The sequence below is a fragment of the Occultella gossypii genome, assembly GCF_019947135.1.
GTDB lineage: Bacteria > Actinomycetota > Actinomycetes > Actinomycetales > Beutenbergiaceae > Occultella > Occultella gossypii.
The window spans coordinates 45,846-64,518 of the sequence record NZ_JAGSHT010000029.1; the positions used below are offsets into that span (position 1 = coordinate 45,846).

General features: G+C 72.0%; 12 protein-coding genes and 1 pseudogene. 7 read left to right on the top strand and 6 right to left on the bottom strand.

Annotation, left to right across the window (positions count from 1 at the left end; translation table 11 throughout):
- The first annotated feature begins 23 nt into the window (after positions 1-23).
- Genes KCQ71_RS25495 through glgB form a run of 3 tightly spaced genes read left to right on the top strand, consistent with a single transcriptional unit; the run spans position 24 to position 7,944 of the window.
- Complete coding sequence (locus tag KCQ71_RS25495; protein ID WP_223411506.1) at positions 24-2,039, top strand: alpha-1,4-glucan--maltose-1-phosphate maltosyltransferase; 2,016 nt, start codon at positions 24-26, stop codon at positions 2,037-2,039.
- On the top strand, positions 2,036-4,093 hold the full coding sequence (gene treS, locus KCQ71_RS25500) for a maltose alpha-D-glucosyltransferase (RefSeq protein ID WP_223411507.1): 2,058 nt from the start codon (positions 2,036-2,038) through the stop codon (positions 4,091-4,093). The genes KCQ71_RS25495 and treS overlap by 4 nt, the downstream gene beginning before the upstream one ends.
- Positions 4,090-7,944, top strand: coding sequence for a 1,4-alpha-glucan branching protein GlgB (gene glgB / locus KCQ71_RS25505; RefSeq protein WP_223411508.1), 3,855 nt, complete (start codon positions 4,090-4,092; stop codon positions 7,942-7,944). The genes treS and glgB overlap by 4 nt, the downstream gene beginning before the upstream one ends.
- A gap of 82 nt (positions 7,945-8,026) precedes the next feature.
- On the opposite strand, the gene KCQ71_RS25510 is transcribed toward glgB, so the two are convergent.
- From KCQ71_RS25510 to KCQ71_RS25525, 4 genes are all read right to left on the bottom strand, one after another.
- Entirely contained in the window at positions 8,027-8,419 is a 393-nt protein-coding gene (locus KCQ71_RS25510) for a hypothetical protein (RefSeq protein ID WP_223411509.1), read from the bottom strand.
- 708 nt (positions 8,420-9,127) lie between these two features.
- Entirely contained in the window at positions 9,128-10,081 is a 954-nt protein-coding gene (locus KCQ71_RS25515) for a tetratricopeptide repeat protein (protein WP_223411510.1), read from the bottom strand.
- 24 nt (positions 10,082-10,105) lie between these two features.
- Complete coding sequence (locus tag KCQ71_RS25520) at positions 10,106-11,119, bottom strand: DUF8094 domain-containing protein (protein WP_223411511.1); 1,014 nt, start codon at positions 11,117-11,119, stop codon at positions 10,106-10,108.
- Positions 11,116-12,765, bottom strand: a complete 1,650-nt coding sequence (locus KCQ71_RS25525) for a hypothetical protein (protein WP_223411512.1) — start codon at positions 12,763-12,765, stop codon at positions 11,116-11,118. Before KCQ71_RS25525 ends, KCQ71_RS25520 begins: the two co-directional genes overlap by 4 nt.
- A 297-nt stretch (positions 12,766-13,062) precedes the next feature.
- Between KCQ71_RS25525 and KCQ71_RS25530 the strand changes: the two genes are divergently transcribed.
- Both KCQ71_RS25530 and KCQ71_RS25535 read left to right on the top strand, forming a co-directional pair.
- The gene (locus tag KCQ71_RS25530; protein ID WP_223411513.1) at positions 13,063-14,700 is read left to right on the top strand and encodes a coiled-coil domain-containing protein; all 1,638 of its coding nucleotides are present in this window, start codon (positions 13,063-13,065) and stop codon (positions 14,698-14,700) included.
- 31 nt (positions 14,701-14,731) lie between these two features.
- Positions 14,732-15,190, top strand: a complete 459-nt coding sequence (locus tag KCQ71_RS25535; RefSeq protein ID WP_223411514.1) for a hypothetical protein — start codon at positions 14,732-14,734, stop codon at positions 15,188-15,190.
- 35 nt (positions 15,191-15,225) lie between these two features.
- Here KCQ71_RS25535 and KCQ71_RS25540 read toward each other — a convergent pair whose 3' ends face one another.
- A complete protein-coding gene (locus KCQ71_RS25540) occupies positions 15,226-16,014 on the bottom strand; it encodes an alpha/beta fold hydrolase (protein WP_223411515.1) in 789 nt (262 codons plus the stop codon).
- 128 nt (positions 16,015-16,142) lie between these two features.
- Between KCQ71_RS25540 and KCQ71_RS25545 the strand changes: the two genes are divergently transcribed.
- Together KCQ71_RS25545 and KCQ71_RS25550 are read left to right on the top strand one after the other, a co-directional pair.
- A complete protein-coding gene (locus KCQ71_RS25545; RefSeq protein ID WP_223411516.1) occupies positions 16,143-17,618 on the top strand; it encodes a glutamate-cysteine ligase family protein in 1,476 nt (491 codons plus the stop codon).
- Positions 17,619-17,755: 137 nt separating this feature from the next.
- The gene (locus tag KCQ71_RS25550; protein WP_223411517.1) at positions 17,756-18,550 is read left to right on the top strand and encodes a PIG-L deacetylase family protein; all 795 of its coding nucleotides are present in this window, start codon (positions 17,756-17,758) and stop codon (positions 18,548-18,550) included.
- Here KCQ71_RS25550 and KCQ71_RS25555 read toward each other — a convergent pair.
- A pseudogene (locus KCQ71_RS25555) lies at positions 18,547-18,673 on the bottom strand (IS630 family transposase); the annotation flags it as partial. The gene KCQ71_RS25550 and the pseudogene KCQ71_RS25555 overlap by 4 nt on opposite strands.

Consider the following 18,673-nt stretch of genomic DNA (forward strand, 5'->3'; position numbering starts at 1 on the left):
GCCGCTCTGGGTAGGTTCGACCCGTGAGCACTCCACTACCCGCGCCCACCGCACCCATCGGCCGAATCCCCGTCATCGAGGTCGGCCCCATCGTCGAAGGTGGTCGCTGGCCCACCAAGGCGGTGGCCGGCGAGGTGATCCCGGTCCGCGCCACCGTCTTCCGCGAGGGGCACGATGCCGTCGCCGCGACGGCGGTCCTGGTCGGACCGGACGGCACCGACCACAGCCACGTGCGGATGGTGGACGTCTCCCCCGGCAACGACCGGTACGAGGCCTGGGTCCAGCCGGACGCCGTCGGGAACTGGTCGTTCCGGGTGGAGGGCTGGTCCGATCCGTACGGCACCTGGTCCCACGACGCCGTGCTGAAGGTGCACGCCGACGTCGACACCGAGCTGATGCTGGACGAGGGCGCCCTCGTCCTCGAGCGCGCCGCTGCCGCCCCGGCGATGACGGCGGCGCACCGGCAGGTCCTCGGCGACGCCGTGCTGGGTCTGCGGGACGTCGCCCGTCCGCCCGTGGCCCGGCTCGCCGCGGGCATCTCGCCCGAGGTCCGCGCTGTGCTCGCCGAGGTGCCACTGCGGGACGCGGTCTCCCCGAGCGCCGCCTATCCCCTCACCGTGCACCGCCCGCGAGCGCTGTACGGCTCCTGGTACGAGTTCTTCCCCCGTTCCGAGGGCGCCCACCAGGACCCGAACACGGGCGAGTGGATCTCCGGCACGCTGCGCACGGCGGCCGAGCGACTGCCTGGCATCGCCGAGATGGGCTTCGACGTCGTCTACCTGACCCCGATCCACCCGATCGGCACCACGAACCGCAAGGGCCGCAACAACACCCTGGGCACCGAGCCCGGCGACCCCGGCTCCCCGTACGGCATCGGCGCGGCCGACGGCGGCCATGACGCGATCCACGCCGACCTCGGCACCTTCGACGACTTCGACGCGTTCGTGGCCCGCGCCCGCGCGCTGGGCCTCGAGGTGGCCCTGGACCTGGCGCTGCAGGCGTCCCCGGACCACCCGTGGGTCACCGAGCACCCGGAGTGGTTCACCACCCGTGCGGACGGCACGATCGCCTATGCCGAGAACCCGCCGAAGAAGTACCAGGACATCTACCCGCTGAACTTCGACAACGACCCCGCCGGCATCTACACCGCCATCCGGGACGTGCTCGGCGTCTGGATCGACCACGGCGTCACCCTGTTCCGGGTGGATAACCCGCACACGAAGCCGCTGCCGTTCTGGGAACGCATCCTGGCCGACGTCGCGGCCGACCACCCGGACGTGATCTTCCTGTCCGAGGCGTTCACCCGCCCGGCCATGATGCGCACGCTGGCCACCGTCGGGTTCCACCAGTCCTACACGTACTTCACCTGGCGCCATACGAAGGACGAGCTCGCCGAGTACTTCACCGAGGTGGCCGGAGACTCCGCCGCCGTGATGCGGCCCAGCTTCTGGCCGACCACCCACGACATCCTCACCCCGTACATGCAGCAGGGCGGCGCCGCCGCGTTCGCCATCCGCGCCGTGCTCGCCGCCACCGGCTCACCGACGTGGGGCATCTACTCCGGCTACGAGCTCGCCGAGCACGTCGCCCGGCCCGGCGCCGAGGAGCAGATCGACAACGAGAAGTACGAGTACAAACCACGGGACTGGGAGCGTGCCCGCGAGCAGTACGGGCTCACCGCGCTGCTGACCGCTCTGAACCGGATCCGCCGCGACCACCCGGCGCTGCAGCAGCTGCGCAACATTCGTATCCACCCGACCTCCGACGACGCGACCCTCTGCTACTCCAAGCGGGTCCGCGCCGAGCATTCCCCCACCGGCCGCGAGGACGTCGTCATCGTCGTGGTGAACCTCGACCCGTTCACCACCCGGGACTCACTGCTGCACCTGGACCTGGCCGCGCTCGGGCTCGACGGCCAGGACGCGTTCGCCGCGCATGACGAGCTCTCCGGCGAGACCTACTCCTGGGGCGCGAACCCGTTCGTGCGCCTGGACCCGTGGGGGCGCCCGGCGCACATCATCCACGTGAGGCCGGCATGAGTCCGGCCACCCGCGGCCCGGTGTTCCACGAGCGCCACCAGCCGGGTCTGTCCGACGATCCGCAGTGGTACCGCACCGCGGTGTTCTACGAGGTCCTGCTGCGGGCGTTCTCGGACTCCAACGGCAACGGCACCGGCGACCTGCGCGGGCTGATCAACCGGCTCGACTACCTGCAGTGGCTCGGCATCGACTGCCTCTGGCTGCCACCGTTCTACCCGTCCCCGCTGCGGGACGGCGGTTACGACGTGGCCGACTACACCGCGATCGCAGGCGAGTACGGCACCATCGAGGACTTCGTCGAGCTGATCGACGCGGCACACGCCCGCGGCATCCGGGTGATCATCGACCTGGTCATGAACCACACGAGCGACCAACACCCGTGGTTCCAGTCCTCCCGGTCCAACCCGACCGGACCGTACGGCGACTTCTACGTGTGGAGCGACGACAACACCGCCTATCAGGACGCCCGGATCATCTTCGTCGACACCGAGGTCTCCAACTGGGAGTTCGACCCGGTCCGGCGCCAGTACTTCTGGCACCGGTTCTTCTCCCACCAGCCGGACCTCAACTTCGAGAACCCGCGGGTGCGCGAGGCGATGTTCGAGGTGGTCCGGTTCTGGCTGCGCACCGGCGTGGACGGGTTCCGGCTGGACGCGGTGCCGTACCTGTTCGAGGAGGAGGGCACGAACTGCGAGAACCTCCCCCGCACGCACGAGTTCCTGCACGACCTGCGGGCCATGGTGGACGCCGAGTTCCCGGGCCGGCTCATGCTCGCCGAGGCGAACCAGTGGCCCCAGGACGTGGTGGCCTACTACGGCTCCGCGGCCGAGCCGGAGTGCCACATGTGCTTCCACTTCCCGGTGATGCCGCGGATCTACTACGCACTGCGGGAGCAGAGTGCCCGCAGCATCTCCGAGATCCTCGCGGACACCCCGGCGATCCCGGCCGGCGCCCAGTGGGGCACGTTCCTGCGCAACCACGACGAGCTCACCCTCGAGATGGTCTCCACCGAGGAACGCGCGGCCATGTACGGCTGGTACGCCCAGGACCCCCGGATGCGCGCGAACGTGGGGATCCGGCGCCGCCTGTCCCCGCTGCTGGACAACTCCCGCGCCGAGATCGAGCTCGCCCACGCCCTGTTGCTGTCGCTGCCGGGCAGTCCGTGCCTGTACTACGGCGACGAGATCGGCATGGGCGACAACATCTGGCTCCACGACCGGGACGCGGTGCGCACGCCCATGCAGTGGGACCCGGACCGCAACGCCGGCTTCTCCGCGGCCACCGACCCGGGCCGCCTCTACCTGCCGGTGATCCACTCGCTCACGAACCACTACGCGCAGGCGAACGTCGAGGCCCAGCTGGCGATCCCCACCTCGCTGCTGCACTGGGTCCGCGGAATGCTCGAGATCCGCCGTGCCCACCCGGTCTTCGGCAACGGCGACTACCTCCCGCTCACCACCGACAACGACGCGGTGCTCGCGTTCCTGCGCCGCAACGACGACGAGACCGTGCTGTGCGTGATGAACCTCGCCGCGACCCCACGGTCGACGACGGTCACCCTGCCGGGCCTGGCCGGCGCGCGGCTCACCGATGTGTTCGGTGGCGCCGAGTTCCCACCGGTGCGGGCCGTCGACGGCGTCGCTGTCCCGGTCGCGGACCCGTCCGTCGCGCGGGTGGCCGGGACGAGCGAGGCACGCCCGACGGCGGCCGGCGCCTCCGCGAATCCGGCGGTGGCCGGCTCAGCGGGCACTGCGGTGGGCGGCTCCGCCGGCCCGACGGCGGTGGGCGGGTCGGACGTGGCCGTCGCCGATGACGCGGGTCGGGTGCAGGCCGCCGACGGCGGGCACGACGTCGGCAGGTCCGGGACCGCCGAGCAGGGGCCGGCCGGTGACGGTTCCCTGGGCCACGGGCACGGCACCGACGGGACCAGGACGGCCGGGGACGGCGCGGCGGGCCGCGCCCTGATCCCCACCGGGATGCCGTCCGGCCGCGAGGGCGTAGCGACGCTGACCCTGGGATCGCGCGACTTCTTCTGGCTCAGGGTGACCACATGAGCGAGGTGCCGTCGCTGCTGATCGAACTGCTGGAGCCATGGATCCGCGCGCAGCGCTGGTTCCCGGCCAAGGACGAACCGGGCGCCGCGATCCGTGTGCTCAGTTCCACGGACCTGCCCGATCCCGCCGGGCAGGCCTCCTGCACGGTGCTGATCCTCGCCGTCGACCGCAGCGCCGGCACCACGCTCGTGCAGGTGCCGGTGGTGACCACCCCGCGGCCCGGAGCGGACCCGGGGCCGGCACCGACCGGACTGATCGCGACCCTGGCCGGTGACCGAGCACTCATCGACGGTCCCCACCACCCGGCGTTCGTACGCGCATGGCTGGCGGCCGCCGAGACCGGCCTCGCCGAGAGTGCGTCGGCGAGTGGCGGCCCGGTAACCGACGCACCGGATCCGGTGGCGCCGGCCGTCGTCGCCGATGTCTCCGCCGCCGCCACGGGCGCCCGGGTCCTCACCGGCGAGCAGTCGAACACCTCGGTGCTCCTGCCCGCCGCAGGAGCGATCCTCAAGGTGTTCCGGGTGCTTGCCGCCGGCCCGAACCCGGACATCGACGTGACCCGCGCCCTGCACCGGTCCGGCTGGTCGCAGGTGCCGGCGCCGCTGGGCTGGTCGGCGGGTCGCTGGCCGGACCCGGCCGGGTCCGGCGCGCCGCAGCAGGGCTACCTGGGCGTGCTCACCGCATTCGTCCCGGACGCCCGCGACGGTTTCGCCCTGCTCTGCGAGCGCGCCGCCACGGGCGCGGACGTCACGGACCTGGTCCACGACCTTGGCGTGACGGTCGCGGACATGCATGAGCACCTGCGCACCGCCCTGCCGATCCACGATCCGCGCAGCCCCGCTGCGCGGGCCGGCGACCTGGCCGCGGCGATGCGCCAGCGCGCCACCTGGGCGCTGGACACGGTGCCCGACCTGGCCCCGTTCGCGGAGGCGATCGACGAACTGATCAGGGGCGTCGCCGCGATGGAGACGGTGCCGAGCGTCCAACGGATCCATGGCGACCTGCACCTGGGCCAGACGCTGCGTTCCGGCGGAGGCGACGCGGCGACCGGCGGTGCCGCGGTCGACGCGATGCCCGACCGCGCCCACGGGCCCGGATGCAGCACGCCGGCCTGGTACGTGATCGACTTCGAGGGCGAACCATTGCGGCCGTTGGCGCAGCGGACCCGGCCGGACCAGCCGCTGCGGGATCTGGCCGGCATGCTCCGGTCGCTCGACTACGCGGCCGCCGTCGGCGGGGCACCCAGCGAGGACTGGACGAGCGCTGCCCGCGCCGCCCTCCTCGCCGGCTACATCGAGGGTGGCAACAACTCCGCCGCCCAGCACGAGGCCGTCGACGACGAGCGCGACCTCCGCACCGGGGGCACCCTGGTTCGTGCCCTCGAACTGGACAAGGCCCTGTACGAGGCCGTCTACGAGTACCAGAACCGCCCGGACTGGCTGTCGATCCCGCTCCGCGGAATCCGACGGATCACAGAGGAGCACGCCATGACCTTCCCACCTGAGGACGACGCCGTCGGGGCACCACTGAGCATCCCGGTCGAGGCAGCGCTCGACGCACCGCCGGCCGCGGTACCGGGCACGGCCGCAGGAGAGCCGGCCGACGGCGACGCCGACGACAACGGCGAGCCCACGCCGTCGACCACCACCCCCGGCGACGCCGACGACGACGGCGAGCCCACGCCGTCGACCATCGACCGCGACCTGCTCGGAATCGTCGCCCACGGTCAACACTTCGCCCCACACGACGTCCTCGGTCCGCACCTGGACGCCGAGCGCGGCGTCGTCACGATCCGGACGGTGCGCCACCTGGCCACGGCCGTCACGATCGTCACGCCCGACGGTCGGCACGGGGCCCGGCACGAGGACTTCGGCGTCTGGGTGCTCGCCCTGCGCGCCGACGAGGTGCCGGACTACCGCGTCGAGGTCACGTACGAGGCCGGCCCGGTCCTGGCCGACGACCCGTACCGGTTCCTGCCCACCCTCGGCGAGGTCGACCAGCACCTCATCCGGGAGGGCCGCCACGAGAGGCTCTGGGAAGTGCTCGGGGCGCACGTGCGGACGTTCGGGTCCGTGCTGGGCGAGGTCCGTGGGGTGTCGTTCTCGGTGTGGGCACCGAATGCGCGGGCGGTGCGGGTCGTGGGCGACTTCAACGGCTGGGACGGCCGGTCGTCGTCGATGCGGTCACTCGGCTCGAGCGGGGTGTGGGAGCTCTTCCTGCCCGACGTCGACGATGGCGCGAGGTACAAGTTCGAGCTCTGTTACGCCGACGGTTCCTGGCACACGAAGGCCGACCCGATGGCCCGGGCCGCCGAGGTGCCGCCGGCGACCGCCTCGGTGGTGACCACCTCCGAGTACAGGTGGGCGGACGAGGACTGGATGGCGGCCCGGGCGGCGCAGGATCCGCACAGCGGCCCGATGAGCGTGTACGAGGTGCACCTCGGCTCCTGGCGGCCCGGCCTCACTTACGTCGAGCTCGCCGATCAGCTGGTGGGGTACGTGACCTGGATGGGCTTCACGCACGTCGAACTGATGCCGGTGGCCGAGCACCCGTTCGGCGGGTCCTGGGGCTACCAGGTCACGTCCTACTACGCCCCGACGTCGCGGTTCGGCAGTCCGGACGAGTTCCGGCATCTGGTCGATGCACTGCACCGGGCCGGCATCGGGGTGATCCTGGACTGGGTCCCGGCGCACTTCCCGAAGGACGAGTGGGCCCTGGCCGCCTTCGACGGGACCGCCCTGTACGAGCACCCGGACCCGATGCGCGGCGAGCAGAAGGACTGGGGCACCCTGGTCTTCAACTTCGGGCGCAACGAGGTCCGCAACTTCCTGGTCGCGAACGCCCTGTACTGGCTCACCGAGTTCCACATCGACGGCCTCCGGGTGGACGCGGTGGCGTCGATGCTCTACCTCGACTACTCGCGCGAGCCCGGCCAGTGGCGACCGAACGAGCGCGGCGGCCGGGAGAACCTGGAGGCCATCCAGTTCCTTCAGGAGACGAACGCGACGGCCTACCGGCTCGCCCCCGGGATCGTCATGATCGCCGAGGAGTCCACCGCGTGGCCGGGGGTGACGGCGTCCACCGATCACGGTGGCCTGGGCTTCGGCCTGAAGTGGAACATGGGCTGGATGAACGACACGTTGCGGTACCTGGCGGAGGAGCCGATCAACCGCCGCTACCACCACGGCGAGCTGACCTTCTCGCTCGTGTACGCGTTCTCCGAGCGGTTCGTACTGCCGATCAGTCACGACGAGGTGGTCCACGGCAAGGGCTCGCTCTGGCAGAAGATGCCCGGCGACCTGTGGCAGAAACTGGCCGGCGTCCGAGCGCTGTTCGCCTACCAGTGGTCCCACCCAGGCAAGAACCTGATGTTCATGGGCGGGGAGTTCGCGCAGAACCGGGAGTGGAACGAGGGCGCCGGCCTCGAGTGGGGGCTGGGCGACACCCCTGCCCACGCCGGGGTCCGGCTCGCGCTGCGGGCGCTGAACCAGGTCTACCGGGACAACCCGGCCCTGTGGCGCGCGGACCACACGTACCACGGGTTCGAGTGGCTGGAGGCGAACGACGGCGACCACAACGTGCTGGCCTACCTGCGCAAGGACGGCGAGGACCACATCGCGGTGCTGGTGAACTTCGCCGGCACCGGGCACCAGTCCTACCGGCTCGGCCTCCCGCACGGCGGCGACTGGACGGAGATCCTCAACACCGACGACCCGTCGTTCGGCGGCTCCGGGGTCCTCAATCCCGGCACCCTGACCGCCGAGGACATGCCCTGGCACGGCCGGAGCCACTCGGTGCTCATCGAGGTACCGCCGCTGGGTGCCATCTTCCTCAAGCCCGTCACCGCCTGACCCGGGCGTCGGACCGACGTCGAACGTGAGGTTGTTGGCGCCTCCGGCGTCGGTGGAGCCAACAACCTCGCGTTCGAGCTGATCAGGCCGCGAGGGCCCGGCGGACCTGGTTGGGGATGATCCCTCCCCGCAGGACGTCTCGGCCGGCGAACCGCAGCAGCAGGGCATCGGATCGGGTGGCGATCGCGTTCTGCCGCTCGCGGTCGGCGAACAGCGCGGCCGGGTTCGAGTGGACGTCGCGACCGTCCACCTCGACCAGCACCCAGCGCCCGTCCTTCCGGCGCCAGCCCAGGTCGGCCCGAGCCACGAACAGCCCACGCGCGTCCCGGACCTCCACCTGCAGATCGTCCGGAGGCAGTCCGTGATCGACGCAGTCGAGTCGCGCGAACGACTCCATCGGCGACTCGGCCCGCCCGTCCACGAGTTCGAGCCATCCGTGGACGCCCGTCGACCACGCAGCAGTTGGGCGATCCACTCCAGGTCCTCCGCGCGGAGCAGTCCCAGATGCAGACCCGAGTCGAGCATCGCCACGGCCGTGTCCCGCGGCAGTTCCGGCAGCGCCTGCACGAGCGCACACCGTACGGACGCGACCCGCGGCTTCCTCGCCTCCGGCCCTTCGCGGCCCACGGCGATCCTTGGCCCCATCCGCACGACCTCCAGTGGGAGTTCGTAGCGGCGGACCGTCACTCCGCTGGCACCCGGGGCTCCCCGGCCGCCGGGGAGCGTCACCTCCGGCGGGATCTGGCGTGGCAGCCCGTGGATGCCGTGGAGCGCGAGGGCGCTCAGCCCGACCACAACCGCGTCGGAGGGAGCAGCCAGGCAGGCGAGCCAGCCGGACCTCATTCTGGCGAGATCGAGAGGGTGGACGGTCGGGTCCGCCTGGCCGGTGTCGTAGACGCCGCGCGTGGCCCGGGTCCAGTGACCGGCCCGGACCAGGCTCGCGAGCCGATGGTCACAGATGCCGAGTTCACGGCACTGGTGCCGACTGACCAGCCCGGCCTGCGCGCGGGCGAGCCAGCGGACCCGCGGCTCCGGTCGAACGGTCATCCCCTATGGGACTTCGTTCTGCCGAGACCTCACCGAAGCCCTGTGGACGGCGGCCGAGCGCGAGGTTGTTGGCTCCTCCGGCGTCGACGGAGCCAACAACGTCGCGGTCACCGGCCACGACCCCGGCCGGCAGCGGCTAGAAGAGCGCGACGGCGAGGTCGCGGCGCGCCTTGATGAGTTCCTGGGAGTCCTCGGGAGCGAGCAGGAACAGGTCGAGCAGCCGCAGCCGCGCCTCTTCCCGCTCCGGGCCGGCGGTCACCCGGATCACGCCGATGACCCGCGCGTACCCGGCGGCGAGCTGGCCGGCGCCGATCTCGACGTCGGCGGCCACCAGCTGCACCGGCAGGTCGCCGGGGGCGGCGTCCCGCGCCGCGGTGAGCGCGCTGATCGCGTCAACGCCGTTCAGGCGGCGCAGCAGGTTCACCTGGGCGAGCCCGGCCTTCGCCTCGTTGTCCGCCGGGTTCTCCTTGAGCGCCTGCTCGAAGGCTGCCGCGGCGCCGTCGAGGTCGTCCGCCTCGATGGCGTCGTAGGCGGCCTGGATCAGCGGCGGCAGCTCCGGCTCCGGGGCCTCCTCCGGCTCCTCACTGGAGACGTCGAGCTGACCGGAGACGCCGTTCTCGGCGGCAACCCGGAGCAGTTCGTCGAGGACCTGGCGGATCTGCTCGGCGGGGTAGGCCCCCTGGAACAGCGGGAGCGGCTGGCCCTTCATCACGGCCAGCACGGACGGCACCGCCTGCACCTGAAACGCCTGGGCGATCCGTGGGCTGGTGGTCACGTCCACGCGGGCGAGCAGGAACCGGCCGGCGTAGGAACCGGCGAGTTCGGTCAGCACCGGCATCAGTTCGTCGCTGTTGGCCTCGGCGGGCTGGTACAGCGCCACCACGACGGGCACCTGGGCGGACTGCTGGACCACGTCGTTGAACGTGGCCTCGGTGACGTCCACCACGGCCCCGCCCCCGGCATCCCCGGCCGGGCCAACGCCCCCGGCCGGGCCGGTGCCACCGGCGGGCCGCTGCCCGGGCGGAGGCCCGGACAGTGCCGAGAGGTCGACGGCGCCGCGCAGATTCAACGAGGGGGGAGGCTGGCTCATGGTGGAAATCCTAACGGCCCGAACTCAGGCTTTGGCCACGGCGGTGAGGACATGCTCGCCGCCGAGGACGGTGATCTGCGCGCCCTCGGCGGCCGGCGGCACGTAGAACGCCACCATCTGCTCATAGGTCGCCGTCAGGGTCTCGTCGATCTCGCCGTCGCCTCCGGCGAGGATCTCGAGCCGACCGCCGACCTCCAGGGTGGCGTCCTCGACCGTCTTCGTGAACACCTGGGCCATCGCCATCGATCCGATCACGATCGCCCCGCCGTCATCCGTGGCCAGCGTGAGGATCGGGTCCGCGGATGCCGACACCGTGTTCGCGACGGTCCCCGCTTCCTCCACCGCGGTGGACAGGCCGGTCAGTTCGGCTGCGAGCGCCGTGCGCAGGTTGTCCTCGGCGAACGTGGGGGCGTACTGGCTCGCGGAGTTGGTCAGCACGTCCGCGTACGCCGCGACGACCTGACCGGGCGGAAGGACGAGGCCCTCGGCGTCGAGGGGGACCTGTGGGCTGCCGATCGAGCCGATCGACGTGGCCGGCATGGTGATCGCCGGGAACAGTCGGATCCAGTTCGTCAGCAGGTACGGGTCCCGCGGAGTCGTCTGCTCGAGCGTCAGCAGCAGGGGCACGTTCGCCCCGTCGGGGATCTCGGTGACGACCATGATCGTGTGCGGCCACGACTCGGTGTTGGAGATGATCTCGACGTCGGCGAGCCCGGTCAGGGGCTGCACGACGTACGGCGCATCCGAGGAGGCGGTCGCGGTGGCGAGGGCGTACTCGGCGGTGCGCACCCGCAGGGCGGCACCGGCCACCCGGCTCTCCAGGAGGGTCGCGTCACCGGCCTCGTCGGCCGCGGCGATGGTCTCCTCGAGTGAGGTCAGCACCCGCTCGAGGCGGGACTCGTCCATGACCGGGACCGGGTCGGTCGGCGCCGGGTCGGCGTCCACCTCGGGGATCGGGATGGCGCAGGAGGCCAGGACGGCGCCGAGGGCGGTCGCTGCGGCGAGTGCCTGCAGGCGACGGCGGAGCGTCTGCCTCATGAGTCATCCTCCGTTCGCTGGTCGGTCGGTCGGTCGTCGGTCGGTCGGTCCTCGCCCGGTCGGTCATCACCGGGTCGGTCATCGCCCGGTTCGACGGGCTCGATGACCCCGGTGGTCTCGGCATCGGCGGCCATGGGTGCGCCCAGGCCCCAGGTCTGGCGCCAGGAGGCCCCGGACGCCTGGGGGTTGGCATCCGCCGGGGATTGCGCGCCGGCAGGTTCCGGCGGCGGCTCGACCGCCGCGGCCGTGGTGGCCCCGGCCGCTCCCGTCGTCGGTGCTCCCCACCGGTCCGGGCGCCAGCTGCGGCGGCGCGTGGCGCCGTCACCGCCCGACGGCGTGGCGTCGCCGTCCGCGGTCGTCTCGCCCTCGGTCCCGGCGACGGTCGTGTCGGCACCGTTGCGGCGCCACCACGGACGCCGCTTGGCCGCCTGCTCGGCCTCGTCGGCGTCCCCGGCTCCGTCCGCCCCGGACACGGCGGGCAGGCCCGCGCCGGGGGCGTCGGAGGCGTAGGTCTCGATAGGCGCGGCCTCGGCGCCGGAGCGGCCGCTGCTGACCCAGTCGGCGAGGTCGCTGGCAGCGGCCTCCTGACCGTCGGCGGGCGTGCCGGTCACGCTCTGGGTCGCCTCGACATCCTGCTCGTTCGTGGCGCCGACCTCATCGGTGGTGTCGGAGGAGTCCGTCGTCGCGGCGGCACCCGTGCCGGCGGCACCGGCCACGACGGTCGCGTCGTCGGGCGAGGCGGCGGAGTCGCGGCCACGTCCGGACCGGGACTCCTGCTCGGCCTGCGCCTGCGCCTCACGGAGCTGGCGTCGGGTGAGCGGCGCACCATCGGCGCCCACCGTCGGCACGGTCACGGCCGCCGCGGACTCCGAGCCGGCTGCGACGGCACGTGCCTTCGCCCGCTTCGTCTCGCGGTCCACGAGCAGCGTCATGATGCCGAGCACGAGGCCGATGAGGACCAGCACGCCCCCCACGATGACACCGGGGACCACGAACGGGGTCTCCACCTCGCGCGTCCAGGTCAGGCCGAGCTGCGGGGCCGGAGTGGTGCCGTCCGTGGCGATCAGCATCATCCAGCGGCCGTCGACGGCGGTCCAGTCGTAGGTCAGTTCGCCGGTGCCGGTGAGCTCCTCGATCCAGAGGTCGGAGCCGGCCGGGTTCGGCACGGTGGCCATCTCGGCCGGGGCCTCATCCGTGGCAGATTCGGCCGGATCGGTCGGATCGGTGGCGGCATCGTCGGTGGCAGCCTCGTCGGTGGCGGCATCGTCGGTGGCAGCCTCGTCGGTGGCAGCGTCGTCGGTGGCAGCCTCGTCGGTTGCCGCGTCGTCCGTCGTCTCGGTGCCCTCCGTCGCGGCGTCGTCGGTGGCGCCGGTGCCCGGGTCGGCGACCGCCGGCCCCTCCTCGACGGTGAGGGTCTCCCAGTCCGTGAGTCCGGTGACCTCCAGGTGCGGGGAGTCCGCGAGCCAGGCCCGGATGTCGGACTCGCGTCCCATCGCGAGCACCAGTGGGGTCTCGGCCGTGGCACCCGTGACAGTCACGGTCACGTTCGGGTTCACCACGTCCAGAACCCCGGGCGCCGTGATCACCACCGGTACTTCGGGGTCCTCGGGAAGCGTGGCCGTGACGACCTCATCGGGTCGCCACACGGTGCCAGAGGCGATCGCTGCACCAGCCGTGCCCAATCCGAGCACGATGAGCAGGACCGCTAAGATCCGTCGAAGCACGAGCTGAGAGCCCTCCGTTGTCCGCAGCCGGCCCTACACCGACGACCCACCAGGGTACGTGACCTTTCCGTGATCTCGCGCATCGGAATGCTACTGGGGGCTTCCTAGGACCCCCGATGGTGGGGTTAGGCTGACAGGTGGCGGGGGCCATCGGCGGGCCGGATCGGTGCGCGCCAGGTTCCGCCGACAACCCCTGAGACATTCTTCCGAGGAGACCCTGTGGCTGACGACCCTTCGACCTTCCCTGTCGTGATGCGTGGCTACGACCGCGCGCAGGTCGACCAGCACGTGCACGCCCTGGACCGCAAGCTGTCCGAGGCCCGCTCCCAGGTGGAGTCCCTGGACGCTGCAATGATGCAGATCTCCGGCCAGCTCTCGGAGGCCCAGGTCCAGCTTCGCGAGGCCGAGAAGCCCAGCTACTCGGGACTGGGCTCGCGGATCGAGCTCCTGCTGCGCTCGGCGGAGGAGCAGTCCACGGACGTGCTCGCCCAGGCGAACCAGCAGTCGCGGGACATCATCTCCCGCGCCGAGGCTCAGGCGGAGCAGCTCACCAGCCAGTCGGAGAACGACGCCGCCGAACGCCTCGCGAACGCGCGTCGTGATGCTGAACACGCCACCGCCTCGGCAGCGAGCGCGACCGAGGGTGTCATGGTCGCCGCGCAGCGCCGGGCCGAGGAACTCGTCGGGTCGGCCGAGCGGGAGGCCGCCCGGATCGCGAGCTTCTCCGCTACCGAGCAGAGCGAACGCAAGGCCAGCCTGGAGCGCGAGCTGGGCACCCTGCGCGCGACGACGGAGCAGGAGATCACCCAGGCCCGCGTCGAGTCCGAGCGAATGGCGCGTGAACTGCGGGTCACGAGCGAGGCAGAGGCCGAGGAGCTGCGGACCCGTGCCAAGGCAGAGGCCGAGGCGTCCCGCGAGGACGCCCGACGGGAGTCCCAGGCCGCACTGGCCGCCGCCCAGCAGGAGGCCGCCGAGATCCTCCGGGTCGCCACGAGCGAGGCAGAGGCGATCAAGCTGTCGGTCGCCGAGTTGCGCGAGGACGCCGACCTCGAGATCGCGGCCCGTCGCGCCGCGGCCGAGGAGTCCGACGCCGGGCTGCATGCCCAGGCGAAGGCGGACACCGACCAGATGATCGCCGATGCGCAGGCCCACGCCCAGGACGCCGAGGCGCGCGTCGCGGCCGCCCTCGAGAAGGCCGAGGAGCTGCGGGCCAACGCCGAGGAACTCTCCACCCAGATGGTCGCCGACGCCCGGTCCAGCGCGGAGCGGATCATGCACGAGGCCCGCCAGAACGCAGACCTCCTCCGCACGGACACCGTCGCCCAGGCGGAGCGCGACCGCCGGGTCGCGCAGCGCCAGGTCGACGACCTGAACCGTCAGCGGGAGTCCATCACCGGCTACCTCGACGAACTGCGCTCCCTCCTCGGCGCCGGAGACGTGGCCCAGGCCGCGGCCCTCGCGGAGACCGAACCCGCCATCGCCCCCGCCGACGAACAGTTGAGTGACGAGGCCGAGACCGACGACGAGCTCCTCGACGAAGCTCCAACGGACGAGGCCCAGGCCGAGGACCTGCTCACCCTGGCCGCCGCCGAGCAGGACGCCGCAGACGCCTCCGCGGGCGCCGAGCGCGTGGATGACGAGGCTGCCCAGGACGAGGACGCCGACGAGGCTCCTTCTCCCGACCAGGCCGACACCAGTGAGGTCGACGAGCTCGACCCCGCCGACGAGGTGACGGACGCCGAGACGCCCGCGGACGCCACCACGGTCGACGAGACGGCGGGCGGTGCCCCCACGGCCGCGGCCGAGGCGACCGCCGACACCGAGGTGCTCTCCCCGACGAGCCGGGCCGGCCGCTGACCGGCGGTCCCATCCCCTGCCGGCAGCGTTCGTGACCGACTCCGACTGGGCCGCCCGGCGCACCGAGGCCGCGCGCGAACACGAGCGCCGGCTGCGGGCGCGCAAGGCGGCCGAGAACGAGCGTGCGGGTGCGATGCTCCGCGAGTTCACGGCCGCGGCGACCGCAGCCGCTCTGCCGGTCGAGGACTTCGTGGTGCGCGGCTACGGCGGCCGGGGTTCCGCGCGGAGCACGGTCCGTGGCTGGTACCTGCGCCTGGACCGCACCGCAGGGGTGGGCACCGACGGCGCCTTCTACGTCCTCACCGCGCCACTGAGCGTGCTCGATCGGGTCCGCGGCGTGCGGCTGTCCCCATCCCCGGCCCCGCTCGTGCTCGGCGCGGGCGGGCGCGACGGCGACTCCATCGATCTGTCCGCGGCCCTGGACCGACTCCTGCCCGGCTGGTCGGAGTTGGGTTCGGGCGGCGCCGACGCAGGCGGCGACGCCGAATAGGTCCGGCGTCCGCCGGGCCCGGGCGGACGTGCGCCTCAGCCGGTGACGGCGTGCCGTAGGTCGGCGAGCGCATGGGCCACCGGCTGCGGCGTCTCGACCGCGCTCAGGTGCCCCGACTCCGGGACCTGCACCACCTCGACACCCAGCGCCCGCGCCATCTGCTCGTGCTCGGCCGGCGACGCCATCGCATCTTCGACACCGCGCAGCACCAGCCCGGCGACGCCGCGCTCCCGCAGGTCCGCCAGCACGTGGTGCCGGTCCGGGCGCACCGCCATCGACTCCTGGGCCCAGGCGATGGCCGACGGCGGCGCCTGGGCCAGCCAACCCCGCACCTCCTCGACCACCTCGGGCCGCTGCGCGAGCGTCGTCTCGCCGAGGACGGTCGCCAGCATCGGCGCGACCGCGGCTGCGCCGTCCGCGCCGCGGGCAGCCCGCGCCACCCCGAGGCGCTTCGACCGCCCGGCCTCGTCATCCGCGCTTGCCTTGGTGTCCAGGAGCGCAAGGCCGGCCAACAGGTCCGGATGCCGCTCCGCGAGGGCCAGCGCCACATAGCCGCCCATGGACAGGCCGGCCACCACGGCGCGCGTCACGCCGACGTCGGCCAAGCCCGAGGCGACGGCGTCCGCGAAGGCCTCCAGGCCGCCGTCGGGCAGTGCCGGCGACGCCCCGAAACCCGGTGCATCCACCGCGACCACCGGAACCAGCGGCAGCGACGTGACCACGTAGGACCACATGCGCGAATCGAGCGGGAATCCGTGCAGCAGGACCAAGGGGACGCCGGCGTCGGCGTCGGGGCCGTAACGGTGTAGGGCAAGTGCGGTCATGGTTGTCCTCCCGGACCCGACCCTACCCACCGACCTGTGGCGGTGCCGGGCGGATGCTGGTTTGCTTCAGGCACGCGAGCGCTTCGGTGCCGCGGCAGCGATGCACGGGGCGGGCAGAGGAGGCAGCAGTGGGCGACGAGATCTCCTCCCCCACGTTCACCCGCGAGCAGCGTCAGCGCTACCGGGAGAAGGTCCGCCGCTGCCTGGACGTGTTCGAGCGGATGCTCGCGACCGAGATGTTCGACGAGGACCGGCCCCTGACCGGTCTGGAGATCGAGCTCAATCTCGTCGATGCCGACCGGCGCCCTGCGATGGCGAACGCGCAGGTCCTCGCCGCGATCGCGGACCCGGCCTTCCAGACGGAACTGGCGCGCTACAACATCGAGCTGAACGTCCCGCCGCAGCCGCTGCCCGGTGACGCGGTGCTGGACCTGGAGACACGGCTGCGGTCCTCACTCGATCACGCGGACGAACGGGCGGCCCGGTCCGGCTCGGCGATCGTGATGGTCGGGATCCTGCCCACCCTGACGCCCGAGCACCTGACCGGGGACTGGATGAGCGCGAACCCTCGCTACCAGGCCCTCGAGGAGGCGGTGTTCGCGGCCCGGCGGGAGGACATCGAGCTGGACATCGCCGGCGCCGAGCACCTGCGCATGCTGACCGCCACGATCGCCCCGGAGTCCGCCTGCACGTCCGTGCAACTGCACCTGCAGGTCAACCCCGGCGACTTCGCCGCGAACTGGAACGCGGCCCAGCTGCTGGCCGGGCCGCAGTTGGCGCTCGGCGCCAACTCCCCGTTCCTGTTCGGCAAGCAGCTGCAGGCCGAGACCCGGATCGAGCTGTTCCGGCAGGCCACGGACACCCGCTCCCCGGAACTCCGTAACCAGGGCGTGCGCGCGCCGGTGTTCTTCGGGGACCGCTGGATCACGTCCATCTTCGACCTGTTCGAGGAGAACGTGCGGTTCTTCCCGGCGCTGCTGCCGGAGTCCACCGACGAGGATCCCGAGGCCGAGCTCGCGGCCGGGCGGGCACCGAGGCTGCAGGAGCTGCGCCTGCACAACGGCACGGTCTACCGGTGGAACCGCCCCGTCTACGACGTCGTCGACGGCGTCCCGCACCTGCGTGTGGAGAACCGGGTGCTGCCGGCCGGGCCGACCGTGGTGGACGTGCTCGCGAACGCCGCGTTCTACTACGGCGCGGTGCAGATGCTGGCCACCGAGGACCGCCCGGTCTGGACGAAGCTGTCCTTCGACGGCGCCCGGTCCAACTTCGAGACCGCCGCCCGGGACGGCGTCGACTCGGTGCTCTACTGGCCTGGCTACGGCGAGGTGCCCTGGGACGAGCTGGTGCTGCGGCACCTGCTCCCGCTGGCAGCCGAGGGCCTACGCCGGCGGCACGTGTCCACCTCCGTGATCGAGCGCTACCTGGGCATCGTCGAGGCCCGCGCGAAGCTCCGCCGCAACGGGGCCTGGTGGCAGGTCGAGGCCGTCGCCGCGCTCGAGCGCGCCGGCCTCGGCCGGGCCGAGGCGCTGTCCGAGATGCTCCGCCTGTACATGGACGGCATGCACGCCAACCAGCCGGTGCACACCTGGGAGCTCCCGTGACGGCTCAGCCCGGTCTGCGGCGCGCGACCGGGGCACACGAGTCGATGATCACCTCTCTGTGAAGCCACAGCAGGGCTGAGCGGGCCGAGCCGGTGTCGCCAGCCCGCGCGCCATGGTGAGCGGGTTACCGTGGCGCGATGCCGACAGCGATGCTGCTCCACGCCCATCCCGACGATGAGGTGTTCGCGAACTTCGGTTGGGCGTATGACTTGGCTTCGCGAGGGTATGACGTCATCGGGGTGATAGCCACCGGAGGAGAGGCAAACGAACTGCACGCCACTGCTTCACTCCGCGAGGCTCGAACGCGGCGCATCGAAAAGTACGAACGGGCCCTCGACATGCTCGGAGCCAGTGCTTGGACGTGGCTGGACGCATCCGCAGGATGGGTTGATGCTCCGTCTGGTCCTTCGCTCGCGGGTGCTGCTCCTGACCAACTGCGAGTGGGCGTCGAGCGGCTCCTCACGCAACATCGACCGGACATCGTTCTCACTGTGGGTTCGGACGGTCTGACCGGTCATCCCGATCACGTCGCGATCGCACGAGCGCTCTCAACAGCGACGAACCGCGGGAGTGTGCCCGAGGGGGTGTGGGGCGCTCGACTCCGAGCAGACGATGTACGAGCAGGGGGTGTGCTCGTCGGTTCGCACGCGCGCGAAGTGCAGGTCGGCTCCGGACGAGTCGTGGGAACCACCGCGCGACTGGTTGCCAGAGATGTTCGCTCGTCAGCGGCTGCCCGGCGGCGCGCTCTCGATGTCTACCGCGAAGGCCTCGGCACCGATTCTCTCGAGTCGATCGTCAGCGGCGCGGACCGCATCGGCGATTCGATCGTGCTCCGTGGCGTGTTCGACGCCACGGGCTGGGGCCAGGAGTATTACGAAGCCGTGTCTCCAGACCACGGCAGTACGGCAGCGCGACAGAACGCTGCGTGCTAGTGGCGCGGATTTGAAGTTGTTGGACGGTTGGCCTTCTTGAGGATCTCGTCTGCGGTCTTGGTCCACACGAATGGGTGGGCGCGTTTGTTCCAGCCCTCGATGTAGGCGCGGAGCTTGCCGTTG

Bases quoted from the DNA above. Each gene is read 5' to 3' on its own strand.
- treS (WP_223411507.1), top strand. From the start codon at position 2,036: ATGAGTCCGGCCACCCGCGGCCCGGTGTTCCACGAGCGCCACCAGCCG.
- KCQ71_RS25540 (WP_223411515.1), bottom strand. From the start codon at position 16,014: ATGACCGCACTTGCCCTACACCGTTACGGCCCCGACGCCGACGCCGGC.
- KCQ71_RS25515 (WP_223411510.1), bottom strand. From the start codon at position 10,081: ATGAGCCAGCCTCCCCCCTCGTTGAATCTGCGCGGCGCCGTCGACCTC.
- glgB (WP_223411508.1), top strand. From the start codon at position 4,090: ATGAGCGAGGTGCCGTCGCTGCTGATCGAACTGCTGGAGCCATGGATC.
- KCQ71_RS25520 (WP_223411511.1), bottom strand. From the start codon at position 11,119: ATGAGGCAGACGCTCCGCCGTCGCCTGCAGGCACTCGCCGCAGCGACC.
- KCQ71_RS25550 (WP_223411517.1), top strand. From the start codon at position 17,756: ATGCCGACAGCGATGCTGCTCCACGCCCATCCCGACGATGAGGTGTTC.